13 protein-coding genes are annotated in these 14,110 nt (G+C 30.8%); 9 read left to right on the top strand and 4 right to left on the bottom strand.

The window, feature by feature from the left end; translation table 11 throughout:
- The first annotated feature begins 112 nt into the window (after positions 1-112).
- The 7 genes from HGK31_RS02910 (at position 113) to HGK31_RS02880 (ending at position 8,291) form a co-directional block, all read left to right on the top strand.
- Positions 113-1,183, top strand: coding sequence for a hypothetical protein (locus HGK31_RS02910; RefSeq protein WP_191858406.1), 1,071 nt, complete (start codon positions 113-115; stop codon positions 1,181-1,183).
- Positions 1,155-2,444: an O-antigen ligase family protein gene (locus tag HGK31_RS02905; RefSeq protein ID WP_191858405.1), complete on the top strand. Its 1,290-nt coding sequence runs from the start codon at positions 1,155-1,157 to the stop codon at positions 2,442-2,444. The genes HGK31_RS02910 and HGK31_RS02905 overlap by 29 nt, the downstream gene beginning before the upstream one ends.
- Positions 2,445-2,464: 20 nt before the next feature.
- A complete protein-coding gene (locus HGK31_RS02900; RefSeq protein WP_191858404.1) occupies positions 2,465-3,376 on the top strand; it encodes a sulfotransferase family protein in 912 nt (303 codons plus the stop codon).
- 137 nt (positions 3,377-3,513) lie between these two features.
- The gene (locus tag HGK31_RS02895; protein ID WP_191858403.1) at positions 3,514-4,632 is read left to right on the top strand and encodes a glycosyltransferase; all 1,119 of its coding nucleotides are present in this window, start codon (positions 3,514-3,516) and stop codon (positions 4,630-4,632) included.
- Positions 4,633-4,634: 2 nt separating this feature from the next.
- The gene (locus HGK31_RS02890; protein WP_191858402.1) at positions 4,635-5,936 is read left to right on the top strand and encodes a UDP-glucose dehydrogenase family protein; all 1,302 of its coding nucleotides are present in this window, start codon (positions 4,635-4,637) and stop codon (positions 5,934-5,936) included.
- A 9-nt stretch (positions 5,937-5,945) separates the two neighbouring features.
- The gene (locus HGK31_RS02885; RefSeq protein ID WP_191858401.1) at positions 5,946-6,932 is read left to right on the top strand and encodes a UDP-glucuronic acid decarboxylase family protein; all 987 of its coding nucleotides are present in this window, start codon (positions 5,946-5,948) and stop codon (positions 6,930-6,932) included.
- Positions 6,933-8,291 carry an undecaprenyl-phosphate glucose phosphotransferase gene (locus tag HGK31_RS02880; protein WP_191858400.1) on the top strand — a complete coding sequence of 453 codons (1,359 nt, stop codon included), beginning with the start codon at positions 6,933-6,935 and terminating at the stop codon, positions 8,289-8,291.
- On the opposite strand, the gene HGK31_RS02875 is transcribed toward HGK31_RS02880, so the two are convergent.
- The gene (locus HGK31_RS02875; protein ID WP_191858399.1) at positions 8,288-9,448 is read right to left on the bottom strand and encodes a glycosyltransferase family 4 protein; all 1,161 of its coding nucleotides are present in this window, start codon (positions 9,446-9,448) and stop codon (positions 8,288-8,290) included. The two genes, HGK31_RS02880 and HGK31_RS02875, sit on opposite strands and share 4 nt — an antisense overlap.
- Before the next feature lie 3 nt (positions 9,449-9,451).
- Positions 9,452-10,786: an AMP-binding protein gene (locus HGK31_RS02870; protein WP_191858398.1), complete on the bottom strand. Its 1,335-nt coding sequence runs from the start codon at positions 10,784-10,786 to the stop codon at positions 9,452-9,454.
- 55 nt (positions 10,787-10,841) lie between these two features.
- Here HGK31_RS02870 and purD point away from each other — a divergent pair, with 55 nt between their 5' ends.
- Positions 10,842-12,113 (top strand): phosphoribosylamine--glycine ligase, encoded by a 1,272-nt coding sequence (gene purD / locus HGK31_RS02865; RefSeq protein ID WP_191858397.1) that lies wholly within the window; start codon positions 10,842-10,844, stop codon positions 12,111-12,113.
- Here purD and HGK31_RS02860 read toward each other — a convergent pair.
- Positions 12,108-12,335: a DUF6341 family protein gene (locus HGK31_RS02860; protein WP_104735077.1), complete on the bottom strand. Its 228-nt coding sequence runs from the start codon at positions 12,333-12,335 to the stop codon at positions 12,108-12,110. The two genes, purD and HGK31_RS02860, sit on opposite strands and share 6 nt — an antisense overlap.
- A 165-nt stretch (positions 12,336-12,500) precedes the next feature.
- Between HGK31_RS02860 and HGK31_RS02855 the strand changes: the two genes are divergently transcribed.
- Positions 12,501-13,424, top strand: a complete 924-nt coding sequence (locus tag HGK31_RS02855) for a DUF6427 family protein (RefSeq protein ID WP_191858396.1) — start codon at positions 12,501-12,503, stop codon at positions 13,422-13,424.
- On the opposite strand, the gene upp is transcribed toward HGK31_RS02855, so the two are convergent.
- Positions 13,413-14,072 carry a uracil phosphoribosyltransferase gene (gene upp / locus HGK31_RS02850; protein WP_191858395.1) on the bottom strand — a complete coding sequence of 220 codons (660 nt, stop codon included), beginning with the start codon at positions 14,070-14,072 and terminating at the stop codon, positions 13,413-13,415. The two genes, HGK31_RS02855 and upp, sit on opposite strands and share 12 nt — an antisense overlap.
- Positions 14,073-14,110 lie beyond the last annotated feature (38 nt).

Here is a 14,110-nt window from a genome sequence, read left to right as displayed (position 1 = left end):
ATTTTCGTAATGATTTTTAATAACTCCCGTAATTTTTCGTTATTAGTAAAAGCTCTCTATAACTAGGTATATTTATTAAATAATCTATTTAGTTTGAAATAGATTTTGTTAAATGATTTTAAGACTTAAAAAAGCAAATTCAACATTTTTTATAATAGCTGCTATTGGATTATTGATAGCTGTTTTTTCTAGCTATTTTTTACCTGAAAGCTTTTTTATTGATGCTTATATAATTATTCTTGACAAGTATAATGAGATTGGCCTAGTAGGCAGCTATCCATTCTCTATGTGGTTTTATAAGCATACAGGTCTGGGATCGCTTTCATTCCCAATAGTAGCACTAATACAGTACCCTATTTTAATTTATTGTTTGTATAAAATAGGTATTCCTAAAAACTTTCATGTTGTTACGCTAAAAAACCTTTTAGTTTATCTTGCTATAATCTTAATTGCAGTTTTTATTTCTGTACCTTCAAAAGAGTTTATTACATTTATTTATATCACATGGATTGTATTGATGTACAAAAACAGAAAAAGAAAACTTAAAACAGTTTTACTGATTAGTTTTACACTATTATTTTTCTTTGCGTATTTTTTCAGACAATATTTTGCTCTTGTTGTTTTATTAGCAATATCAATGTATTTAGTAAGCTTAATAAATTTTAAGATAAAGCGCGTAACAACGATTGTTTCGGCAATAATTATAGTTATTGGTTTTTCACTTTCTTATGGTATTGTTAAAGGTAGATTCATTTCTGAAGACTCCAGGCATGCTTTTAATGAAAGACGTATTGAAAAAGATTCGAAGAACGCAAATTCAATGATTAGACCTCCTTTGGATCCTGACACTTGGTATGGAGAATCTTTTGGAATTGTTTACGGCTTTTTTTCGGTCAATTTACCTTTCAACGGCTTAAAACACTTTCGCTCACCTCAAATATTAGCATTTATCATTTGGCAAACATTTTTAATCATCATTCTTTTTTTTAGATACAAGAGGAGCATGAAAGAAGGAAGAAATGAGAATTATGAACTATGGTTATTTTATATGTTGTTTTCATATTTTGTTGTTCAAGGAGTTTTTGAGCCTGATCTAGGTTCAGCTGTTAGACATAAAATTGGAATCCTTCCTTTAATTTATTATTTATTGTATTATGAAGATTTTAGAAAGAAATTATCATGATATCAACAATGCGTTAATTTCACTTATCGCAATAACTCTTATATTCAGAAAGGTTAATACAGTATTGATATTGTTTTTTGCCATATTCAATATCCTTTATATTAACAAGCTAAACTTTAACAAGAAGAAACTTTACTTTATACTTATTATTACTTCTCCTTTATTATTAAACCTACTTTTTATTTTTAATAATGATTCTTTGTTATATGGCTTTAAGGCTACAGAAAAATATTTTAGTCTGTTAGTCTTTTCGGTAGTTATTATTGGACAGAAACGCAGGATTAATCTTGATCAATTATTCAGCTACTATTCTAAAGGAACGGCTCTGATTTTAGTTGTTTTGTTTTTTAGATATATAGTTTTATTCAATGATAATTTTTTAAAGTATTTAAGCGGCAAACATCTCTGGGAAATGGGTTACAATTTTGCTAATAGTTTTGGGGCTCACGCTCCTGCATTAAATTTACACATGGCATTTGTTTCGATAGTTAGTTTATACTTGTTGCTTAAATCAAATAAAGACAAAGGCCTTAAAAAGGCATTTCATTTAGTCACTTTTTTCATATCTTTTGGGGTTGTGCTTTATGTCAATACAAGGGTTTCTATAATAATGAGTTTAGTTGGCTTTTGTATAATATTTATATATTTTGTTAAGAACAGCACATTTATACATCTAACAGTAAAGAGATTGATTCTATATGCTGCAATAATTATCGTTGGTGCTTTTTTGTTTACTCAAGCATTTCCGTTCACTGTAAAAAAATTCACAAATGTGACATTTTCAAATATGGATATGGTCGGACGGCTAGATGAATTTGAGAACCCAGAAAAGAAAATTTTTAATTCGTTGGTTACTAGGCTCACCATATGGCAATCCGCGTACGAATTATCCAAAGAGAGTGCTTGGATTGGTTTTGGAGCTTCCGACTCTAAAACAGCGTTAAATAATTATTACAAAAAAAGCGATCAAAAATTCCTTTATAAATACAAGTTCCCAGTTCATAATCAATTTCTTGATTTTTTATTAAAATTTGGAATATTGGGATTATTAGTAGTTTTTATTTATATCTTGAGTATGGGTTTTTTGGGAATACAATTGAGGCATCCTATCCCAATAATTTTTTGTGTTCTTTTTTTCGTCTCAAATATTACTGACGATTTTTTAATTTCTTATAGTGGTATTGTATTTAGTGGATTTTGGTTCAGTATATTTGCCAACTGTTATTTGAATCATGATTCTAAACAACAATTGGAGATTTGATAAACAATAACTTGTTTAATATGCAGAAAGACTTAAAAAATAATATACCTAATTTTTTGATAGTTGGTGCGGCCAAATCTGGAACAACTACCGTAAGCTATTATTTAGAAAGACATGATGAAGTTTTTATGGCAACGCCAAAAGAGCCAAAACACTTTTCATATAACTATGCTAAATACACGGGACCGGGTGATGTGGCATTTACGCAAAAAAAAGCAACTAAAACACTTAAGGACTATTTTAAATTATTTGACAAGAGCCAAAAGTTTAAGTGTATAGGAGAAGCGAGTGTTGATAATTTATATTACCACGATAAGGTTATTCCTGATATAAAAAAGCATCTTGGGGACCCTAAAATTATTATTCTTTTAAGACACCCAGTTGACAGAGCTATATCTGCATATTCACATTTAGTGAGAGATGACAGGGAAAATTTAACTTTTGAAGAAGCACTGGAAATTGAAAACAGTAGATTGGAAAAAGGGTATGAATTTATCTGGGGATATAAACAATGTGGGTTTTACCATGACCAAGTAAAAAGTTATATAGACAGTTTTTCAAATGTAAAAATCTGTTTTTTTGAAGATTTAGTTAGCAGCCCACAAGAAACAATAAATGAAATAACTGACTTCTTAAGCATTTCAAGAATTCCAATTGATAAAGACTTGAGGCTTAATATTTCCGGAAAACCGAAAAATAAAATTATTAATTCACTTATTAGCAGAGATACAATTTTAAGAAGATCTTTGGCGAGATTAGTGGGAAAGGACCTTGCAATTAGAATTAAAAGTACTATTCAAAAAAATAATCTTGAAAAAATCGAAATTTCATCTCAATTAAAAGCAGACTTGAACGCTTGTTTTCTGGAAGACTATAAAAAACTTGAAGAATTATTGGATGAGGATTTAGCACACTGGGTCAAAAAATACTAATAAATAATTTGTAATTCTTGCTATACTATTTTCATTTTATTACTTGTTGAATTTTAATAAAACGCATTTAATTACCTATAATAGTGAGGGTTTTAATGCAATTTTTCTTTCTTTTGTGTTTTGGAACTTTTTTATAAATGAAAAGAAAAGTATTACACGTTTTACATGCTGTTGGCGGAGTTGATGTTTATTTACGATTAATAACAAAAAACTTAAACCCAGATACTTTTGAGACAGTAATTGTTCATGGCAAAACAGATAGTCGTACAGCATATTTTGACTCACAAAACAACCAAATAAAGGAATATCAAATACCCATAGACCGTGAGATAAACCTATTCAAAGATTTGAATTCAGTATATTTATTGGTGAAAATATTAAGAAAGGAAAGACCAGACGTTATTCATTCACATAGTGCCAAAGGAGGAATTATTGCAAGATTAGCTTCAATTTTTTATAAGGTAAATGTGTTACATACGCCTCACGCTTACTCTTATTTAAGCACACAGTCAAAACTTAAAAAGCGGTTGTTTTTAACAATTGAAAGGGGATTTAAACACATTAATTCTATTTTAGTGGCAACCTCTCAATCAGAATTGGATAGAGGATTAAAAGATATAGGATACAAAAAAAGCAAAGCGAAGTTATTCAATAATTCAGTTTACCCAATTAAACAAGTACCTCCACTTTCAATAGAAAAAACTTGGCCTTCAGAATATATATGTTCAGTAGGAAGACCATCGTTTCAAAAAAACATTGAATTAATGGTTGATGTTATTTTTGAAATCAAGAAATCCAAACCAGATATTCATTTAGTTTTGTTGGGAGCTGGACTTTATTCTCCCAATTTGGAGTATATCAAAAAAAAGATAAAAGAATTAGATATAGAAAATAACATTACTATTTTGGGATGGATAGATAGAAAGGATATATTCAATATAATTCATTATTCTACTTTATATTTGACAACATCACGATATGAAGGTTTGCCCTATTCAGTAATAGAGAGTTTGGCAATGGGAAAGGCTATAGTAGCCACAAATGTTGATGGAAATAAAGATTTAGTAAAAAATAATTTTAATGGTTTTTTGATTGATAATGCAAACAAAGACCAAATTTCCCAAGCGGTCTTAAAATTAATAAATGATGATGATTTAAGGGAAAGTATGGGTGAAAATTCTCAAAAGTTCTTTGATGAAAAGTTCAACATGGAGCAAAATATAAAAATTTTAGAATCAATATACTTAAATAATTAAATATGAAAATTTCAGTAATAGGCACAGGTTATGTGGGATTGGTTACAGGAACTTGTTTAGCCGAAACCGGTAATGAAGTTCTATGTGTTGATATTGATGCCCAAAAAGTGGAGAAAATGCAACGAGGCGAAGTCCCGATTTATGAACCACATTTAGATGTCTTATTTGACAGAAATATTAAAGCAGAAAGACTTAAATTTTCCATTTCATTGGAAGAGGGCTTAAATCATGGAGATGTAATTTTTTTAGCATTACCAACTCCTGAAGATGAAGATGGATCAGCTGATTTAAAGTATATTCTTGGTGTTGCCAAAGACATAGGTCTTTTAATGACTGATTATAAGGTTATTGTGGATAAAAGCACTGTACCAGTTGGAACATCTGATAAAGTAAAAGCTGCTATTTCTGAAAACAGTAAGGTGGAATTTGATGTTGTGTCTAACCCAGAATTTTTACGTGAAGGTTTTGCTGTGGATGATTTCTTAAAACCTGAAAGGATTGTTATTGGAGCTTCTTCAGAGAAAGCCATCAAAACAATGCAAACACTCTATAAACCCTTTGTTAGGTCTGGAAACCCAATTATAGTCATGGATGAAAAATCTGCTGAATTGACTAAATATGCTGCCAATGCATTTTTGGCTACAAAAATCACATTCATGAATGAAATAGCAAATTTTTGTGACAGAGTTGGGGCTGATGTGGATAAAGTTAGAATTGGAATGGGAACTGATTCTCGAATTGGTAAGCGATTTTTATTTCCTGGAATTGGTTATGGTGGCTCATGCTTCCCTAAAGATGTAAAAGCTTTACACAAATCAGGAAAGGATTCTAATTATGATTTTAAAATACTTGATGCGGTAATAGATGTTAACCAAAAACAGAAAACCATTCTAGTACCTAGAATAAAAAAGTATTTTAATGATGGTTTAAAAGGGAAAACATTTGCTGTTTGGGGATTAGCTTTCAAACCCGAAACTGATGACATTAGAGAGGCGCCTGCGCTTTATACAATTAATGAATTGCTTAATGCTGGAGCAAATGTAATAGCTTATGATCCAGAAGCAATGCCAAATGTAAAGCGAAAGTTAGGTGATAAAATAGCATTTGCTTCTGATATGTATGATGCAACTGAAGGTGCAGACGCTTTGATAATTTGTACTGAATGGAGCATTTTTAGAACACCAAGTTTTCAGAAAATAAAGAGTAATTTAAATCAACCCGTTATTTTTGATGGAAGAAATTTATATGATTCAAAAGAATTAGTCGAGCAAAATATTGATTATTTTTCAATAGGAAGACCATAATGTTTTAGTATGAAAAGAGTTTTAATTACAGGTGCAGCAGGATTTTTAGGGTCACATTTATGTGATAGATTTTTAGATGAAGGATTCTATGTAATAGGGATGGATAATTTTATTACTGGAGATAAAAAAAACATCAATCATTTATTTGACCATTCAAATTTCAATTTTATAGATCATGACGTCACAAACCATATAGTAATAGATGGCGAATTAGATTACATACTTCACTTTGCTTCACCAGCGAGCCCAATAGACTACCTAAAGATTCCAATACAAACATTGAAAGTAGGCTCCTTGGGGACTCACAATCTATTAGGTTTGGCTAAAGCTAAAAAAGCTCGAATATTAATAGCTTCAACCTCTGAAGTTTATGGTGACCCATTAGTACATCCGCAAGACGAAAACTATTATGGTAATGTAAACACAATTGGTCCAAGAGGTGTATATGATGAAGCCAAGCGTTTCCAGGAGTCCATTACTATGGCATATCATAGGTTTCACGGTCTAGAAACTAGAATTGTCAGAATATTTAATACGTATGGTCCTAGAATGCGTCTGAATGATGGACGTGTTATTCCAGCCTTTATGGGTCAGGCATTACGAGGTGAGGATTTGACTATTTTTGGTGATGGGTCTCAAACTAGATCCTTTTGCTACGTTGATGATCAAGTAGAAGGCATTTTCAGACTAATGTTTAGTGATTATTCTTATCCTGTAAACATAGGTAATCCTAATGAGATAACTATCAAGGACTTTGCCAATGAAATAATTAAACTCACTGGTACCGCTCAAAAGGTAATATATAAAGATTTACCTAAAGATGACCCATTACAAAGGCAGCCTGATATTTCTTTAGCCAAAAAACTATTAAACTGGACACCAAAAGTTGACCGTGAGGAAGGGATGACTAAAACGTTTAACTATTTCAAAAGTTTATCAGAAGAAGAACTTAGAAAAAGCGAACACAAAGATTTTTCAAAGCATATAAAGAAGTAAATGAGCACAATTAGACACGGAAGGTATTCAATATACTTAAGGCCAATAACCTATTTATTGGATTTGGGTATTATTAACTTCTTGGCTATTTTTTATTTTTTTGAATCTATCAATCCTTACATATACTTTTCAATAATTAGTCTATCCTGGATAATACTGTCATTATTTTCAAAATTTTATGAGGTTTATAGATATACAAGGGAAATAACAATTCTTTCATTGATAATAAGGCAAATGATATTGTTTTTGTTGATAATTTTTGCCTTTTCCGGATTCTACCATGAATTGAATATAGATCATAAGACCATTATTAAATATGTACTGTCAGCTTTTGCATTAATCACAATATTTAAATTTGCCACCTACTACTTGCTGCAGAAGTATAGAACTGCATTTGGTGGAAATTACCGCGTTACAGCAATTTTAGGAAAGAATAAGCAAACGTTATCTCTGGAAAATTTTTTTAATAGTAATCCCGAATATGGTTATAAACACAAAAAAACTTTCAATGTAAGAGATCGTGAAAATTTTGATCTAGACGCTTGTTTTAGATTTTTAAAGGATGAGATGATTGATGAAATCTACTGTTCAATATCTGAATTATCCAATTCACAGTTACATAAAGTGATTGATTTTTCAGATAATAATCTTAAGATATTAAAGTTCGTTCCTGACAATAAAGATATTTATTCTAAAAAACTTAAATACGAATATTACGATTATATCCCTATTTTATCATTGAGAGATATACCTCTTGAAGATGCTGCAAATCAGTTTTTTAAACGAACATTTGATATTTTATTTTCATCGATGGTTATTATTTTTCTACTTTCTTGGTTGACACCAATCATAGCCATTCTTATTAAATTAGAATCTAGAGGGCCAGTTTTTTTTAAACAGACAAGAAATGGTTTTAATTACAAGGAGTTTGATTGTTATAAGTTCCGCTCTATGACACCAAACAAAGATGCACATCTTCATCAGGCAACAAGAGGAGATCTTCGGGTAACAAAAATTGGAAAGTTTATCAGGAAAACTAGTATAGATGAGTTGCCACAATTTTACAATGTTTTGTTTGGAGACATGTCTGTTGTTGGACCAAGACCACACATGGTTAGCCATACAAATATGTATGCCAAAAAAATTGACAAATTTATGGTAAGACATTTTGTGAAACCTGGGATTACAGGATTAGCTCAAATAAGTGGTTTTAGAGGTGAGGTAGAAACTGATAAGGATATTATAGGACGCGTAAAATATGATATTTTTTATATTGAAAATTGGTCCTTATTATTAGACTTGAAAATAATTACTAAAACCTTTATCAACACAATCAAAGGAGAGGAAAAAGCTTATTAAATAATGTTCTTTAGGCTTTTTAGTTGAATGTCAAAATTAAAATTTTCTAATGCAGTGTTCTTGATATGGTTACTTAAAGGAGGTGGAATATTTTGTGTTTTTATGATAGAGAGAACTTTTTTGAGCTCTTCATAATCACCAGATTCTGCTACCCAACCTAAACCATATTTTTTAACAATATCCTCGCCTTCACCTCCACCAAAATACAGCATAGGCAAGCCCAATTTGGCATATTCAAATATTTTTGAGGGAACAGAGCCGTAAATTCTGTTGAGTAATGGAATTATTGCTAGGTCATATTTTAAAAGTTCAACATGAAGCTGCTCTCTTGTCACTTCACCGTGATAAAAAATGGGAAGATTATTATTAGATACAAAAGCCTCAATTTTCTCTTTTTCTGCACCAGCTCCATAAATATGAAATTCCATGTTTTTGTAATCAAGTTCTTGGCATAACTTAAAAACACCTTGAGCTATTCCCAATAAACCAGCATACACCATTTTAAGTTTATTATCAGAACGAGTGTTAAGCCTAAGATTTTGAATTTTTATATCGGGATAATTTCTATATAAAAAAACCGCTTTTTTTGGATAAATTTTTAAAACATGATTTAAAATTTCTTGACTCTGCCCTAATACTAAATCTGCTTTTTTGTAATTATGATATTCTATTTTTTCTAAAATTTTATATCCTAGATTCTTTTTAAAAACACCTAGTTCAAAACCTGCAAGTGGCCATAAATCACTAACATTTAGGATTAATTTTCGCTTTTTGGATTTTAAAAAAAGCATGCAGGTAAAGGCAACTATTAATGGAGGTGATTGCACTATAACTTTATTAGGTATTTTATGCCAAAGAAAATACCAAATCAAACTAAAACTGTAAGACAGCATAGCTATTAAACGCAGTATTTTGTTTTTTGAATTACTAGCAAATATCCAAAGTCTATGGATTTCTATATTGTTTTCACTACAAGAAACACGAAGTTTTCCTTTATACTCTTTAAAAACGCGTCCAGTGGGATAATTGGGTAAAGGCGTCAACACCGAAACATTAAAACCACTTTTTTGTAAACCAGAAGCTAAATGAAATATTCTATTAGATGCTGCACCAGTTTCAGGTGGGAAATAGTTTGTGATAATTAATACCTCTTTCATTTATTACCTCTTCAAGTTAGATTCAATAATTTGCGGTTTACCAGATTTTAATGACTTGATTTTTTTTACTTCTTGAAACTGTATGTCCAAACAGTTTTTTGTTAATGTATTTAACTTGTTTTTAATTTCCACTAAAATAGATTCTTTAAATAATCTATTTTCATCTTTAATATACTCTATTCGAATACGTTCTAATTCATTCTGAATAACTTTATACTGTTTGATTTCTTGGTAATATTCCATAACACCAGTGAAACTATGTACGTTAAGTGTAATCCCTTGGGTTGTTTTAATAACATCAGTCTCTCTTCCAATTACTTTCTGTATTAATGGATAGTTGAAAGCTCTGTTTTTGGGAAATTCTTCTTCAGGGAGTTTAATAGCCAAATCCCCAAGTTTGTAACGAATTAATGGCATGGCCTTGTTAGTTAAACAAGTGACTAGAACATGACCCATTTTTCCATCAGAAACAGGCTTACCTAAATCATCAACAATTTCCAAATATACATGAGGCGACATAATATAGTAATAATCCAGATCATGTTTACAAGCCATTAATAATCCTTCAGCACAACCATAAGTGTCAACTATTTCACAAGTTTCACCAAAAGCATTTAGCATTCTTTTTTTATAATGGTCAAATAGTTTGTCACCAAAACAAATAATTCCTGCAATATCGGTTTTTATGTCTTTAGCAATAGCAGCTTTTGCCAATTGATTAACAACTGAAGGATATCCAGCAATAAAAACACGTTTTTTTCTTGAAATTTTTAATAGCGTTTCTTCAAGTTCATTTTCTGACAAACCAAAAGCTTTCACATATGTGCATTTGTAAAAAACATCTTTTAAACGTTTAAGCGCTGTACGTTTTTGTGAAATACCAAATTGTAACAAATTGTCTCCTATTTCATAACCACTCCAATTCCACCAGTGAGTTTGCAATGCACGAAGATAGAATGTGTGATTTTTGGTCATGTAAGTATAAGATTGAATTCCTGAACTACCACTACTATGATGCATATCTAGATCATCAATATCATATTCGTTAGATACTAACTCATTAGTTTTTTCTCGTAAAATAGATTTGGTTAAAATCGGGAAGGTATCTATACTTGAAACATTCTTATCTATGTAATAGGGTACATGCTTTTTAGCATAATCTAAGATTTCATCCAATCGCTGCTTTTGTAACTCATGTAAATTCTTTTCAGATAGTGAATCAAATTTTCGCCAAGCATTAATATTTTTTAAATAATGTCCACCAATTAATGTATTACCAATAGGTAGTATAATTGCATTTAGGAAGGATTTATAAAAGGACATTAAATCTTTTTTCAAAACTAATTATTTTTTAACCGTAAAAGCAATTATTTTTGCGGTAAACAACATCAACATGAATATTTTAATCCTTGGATCAGGAGGAAGAGAGCATACGTTTGCTTGGAAAATAATACAGAGCCCTTTGTGTAACAATTTATTTGTTGCTCCAGGAAATTCTGGAACAAATCAAATAGCTACGAATCTAGATATAAAAGTTACAGATTTTGAAGCAATCAAAAAAGCTGTTCTGTCACATGATATCAATATGGTAGTTGTTGGCCCTGAAGATCCACTTGTGCAAGGTATTCACGATTTCTTTTTAGCTAGTGAATCATTAAAGCACATTCCTGTAATTGGGCCTCAAAAAGCAGCGGCCGAATTGGAAGGTAGTAAGCAGTTTGCCAAAGAATTCATGATGCGTCATAATATACCTACTGCAGCTTACCAAAGTTTTAATGCGAGTAATGTTGATGAGGGTTATGACTTTCTAGAGACATTAAATCCGCCTTATGTTTTAAAAGCAGATGGTTTAGCAGCTGGTAAAGGGGTGTTAATTCTCAACGATTTAGATGAAGCCAAAGCAGAACTTAAAAGCATGTTGGTTGATGCCAAGTTTGGAAACGCAAGTTCTAAAGTTGTTATAGAGGAGTTTTTAGATGGTATAGAGTTAAGCTGTTTTGTTTTAACTGATGGCAAAAATTATAAAATTTTACCCACAGCCAAAGATTATAAACGTATTGGTGAAGGTGATACGGGATTGAATACTGGCGGCATGGGAGCAGTTTCGCCAGTTCCTTTTGCCACACCTAGTTTCTTAAACAAAATTGAAGAACGAATTGTCAAACCAACTATTAGTGGACTTCAAAAAGATAATTTACCTTACAAGGGTTTTGTATTTATTGGCTTGATAAAAGTTGGTGATGATCCAAAGGTAATTGAGTACAATGTGCGTATGGGAGACCCTGAAACAGAAGTGGTTTTACCAAGATTAAAAAACGATTTAGTCGAAATTTTCCAAGCCATTTCAAATCAAACTTTAAATGAAATTGACATTGAAATAGATGAACGTGCTGCAACTACTATAATGATGGTGTCTGGTGGTTATCCTGAAGCCTATGAAAAAGGAAAGGAAATAACAGGATTAAATAACATTCAAGACGCTATACCATTTCATGCTGGAGCAATTATTAAAGATGATAAAATAGTAACATCTGGAGGTCGTGTAATGGCAATTACTAGCTATGGCAAAACTTATGACGAAGCCATAAAAAAATCTTACCAAAACATAGAAAAATTACATTTTGATAAGATGTATTATCGTAAAGATATTGGTTTTGATTTATAGATAAGAGTGAGATGTAATGCTTTTATCTTCCTCGTTATTGTCGTTAAACGACTTTAATTGAATCATCCAATAAACAAAAGCAACGAAGCCAATTAGCATAAATATCCAAGACATAATATTTGCAGCAAACCAGTTATCCAGTTCTAATGCTCTTAATGCATCAAAAGGCGCAAATAAAACATCTACAAATAAATCTTGAATAGCGTAAAAGAAATCTTTCATTTTATAAAATTTTAAAGCTCAAGTTGAGCGTGCAAAGTATTATCAATATATTTATAGCACAAAATTACATATTTTTCAATTTATATTTTACCATTCAACACAAATATTAGTAAATAACTTAATTTACACTTTCATTAATCAATATTCAAAGCATCTATCTAACCCATGATTGCAAATTTTTTTAGTAAAACCAAACCTATCCATTTTGTGATTATTACACTGGTTTTATTTTCTGCATTTTTAATGACTGTGTTAGTTGGAACCAAAAGTGAAGTTGATTTAGTCTATGTCTTAAAGCAAGCATCATTATTTGCATTGTGTTTTTTTTCACTGTTTATTTTTGATTTTCTTACTGGAAGAAATAACCTGACTAAAAAAAACAGTTATCATTTACTCCTTTACAGTTTGTTTGTTATTTTAATACCTCAATCTTTTTTGGAGCCAAAAATTATTATTGCCAACTTATTTGTCTTGTTTGCATTGAGACGAATTATAAGTTTGCGGTCTAAAAAACAACAAAAGAAAAAGATATTTGATGCTGCATTTTGGATTACTTTGGCATCTTTTTTATGTTTTTGGGCATCTTCATTTTATATCATAATTTTTGCTGCATTGTTCATTTTCAAAATTTCTGATATCAAGAACTGGATTATACCTTTTTTAGGGATATTATCAGTACTTATCATAGGTCTATCTGTTATAATATTATTTAATTTACCTGTTATGCCTTTGGAATATTACATTCCTAAAGTAAGTTTAGATTTTAGTGCTTTAAATTCAAAACATGTTATTGTAGCTGCTACTATATTTTTCACATACTTTTTATGGTCATTAATTTTTTATTTAAGGAACCTAAAGTCAAAATCAAAAAACTACAAAGCATCATACATACTAATACTTATTACAGCTCTTGTAGCTTTAGCAATTGTTGTTTTTGCGAATGACAAATCAGAAGCTTTATTTCTTTTTTTAATTGCACCATTGTCAATTATAGTAGCAAATTACATGGAATTAATAAAAGAAAAATGGTTCAAAGAAGTCCTTATTTGGATATTAATAATAGCTCCAGCAATTACCTTATTGTTGTAATTTTTCACCAAATGCTAAATCACCAGCATCACCAAGTCCTGGAATAATATAACCTTTGTCATTAAGTTTTTCATCTACAGTTGCAATCCACAAATGGGTTTCAGAATCAAAGTGTTTAGACACAAAATCAACACCTTGTTGCGCACCTATTACACTCACTAAATGCACAGATTTTGGTGTTCCAAATGGTTTAAGGGCTTCAAATGTGGCAACCATAGATTGTCCAGTAGCCAACATGGGGTCAGCTAATATTAAGGTTTTGCCTTCAAGTGTTGGACAAGCCAAATATTCTACAATTATTTCAAAGCTTTCAGGATTATGTTTATGATGTCTGTATGCCGAAATAAAAGCATTTTCAGAAGTGTCAAAGTAATTCAATAGACCATTGTGCAGTGGTACACCAGCACGCAAAATAGAGCATAATACAATGTCATCAGAAATCAAAGACGTTTCAGCATTTCCTAAAGGTGTTTTCACTGTAGTGCTTGCAAAATGGAGCGATTGACTTAACTCATAACCTAAAATTTCACCTGTACGTTCAATGTTGCGTCTAAAGCGCATAGCGTCTTTTTGTATATCCACATCGCGCATTTCAGCAATAAACGTGTTAAGAATAGATTTTTTTTTCGATAGATTATGAATCTGCATGGCCGCTTTTGTAGTTTAAGTTGAATCGTAAAGTTAAT

The organism is Hanstruepera ponticola (assembly GCF_012931685.1).
In the GTDB taxonomy this organism is placed as follows: domain Bacteria; phylum Bacteroidota; class Bacteroidia; order Flavobacteriales; family Flavobacteriaceae; genus Hanstruepera; species Hanstruepera ponticola.
The sequence above is the reverse complement of the archived record's forward strand: the minus strand, read 5'-3'. Positions and strand labels throughout refer to the sequence as shown.

Coding starts and splice junctions, on each gene's coding strand:
- HGK31_RS02910 (WP_191858406.1), top strand. CDS start 113: ATGATTTTAAGACTTAAAAAAGCAAATTCAACATTTTTTATAATAGCT.
- HGK31_RS02905 (WP_191858405.1), top strand. CDS start 1,155: ATGAAGATTTTAGAAAGAAATTATCATGATATCAACAATGCGTTAATT.
- HGK31_RS02900 (WP_191858404.1), top strand. CDS start 2,465: ATGCAGAAAGACTTAAAAAATAATATACCTAATTTTTTGATAGTTGGT.
- HGK31_RS02895 (WP_191858403.1), top strand. CDS start 3,514: ATGAAAAGAAAAGTATTACACGTTTTACATGCTGTTGGCGGAGTTGAT.
- HGK31_RS02890 (WP_191858402.1), top strand. CDS start 4,635: ATGAAAATTTCAGTAATAGGCACAGGTTATGTGGGATTGGTTACAGGA.
- HGK31_RS02885 (WP_191858401.1), top strand. CDS start 5,946: ATGAAAAGAGTTTTAATTACAGGTGCAGCAGGATTTTTAGGGTCACAT.
- HGK31_RS02880 (WP_191858400.1), top strand. CDS start 6,933: ATGAGCACAATTAGACACGGAAGGTATTCAATATACTTAAGGCCAATA.
- HGK31_RS02875 (WP_191858399.1), bottom strand. CDS start 9,448: ATGAAAGAGGTATTAATTATCACAAACTATTTCCCACCTGAAACTGGT.
- purD (WP_191858397.1), top strand. CDS start 10,842: ATGAATATTTTAATCCTTGGATCAGGAGGAAGAGAGCATACGTTTGCT.
- HGK31_RS02860 (WP_104735077.1), bottom strand. CDS start 12,335: ATGAAAGATTTCTTTTACGCTATTCAAGATTTATTTGTAGATGTTTTA.
- HGK31_RS02855 (WP_191858396.1), top strand. CDS start 12,501: ATGATTGCAAATTTTTTTAGTAAAACCAAACCTATCCATTTTGTGATT.
- upp (WP_191858395.1), bottom strand. CDS start 14,072: ATGCAGATTCATAATCTATCGAAAAAAAAATCTATTCTTAACACGTTT.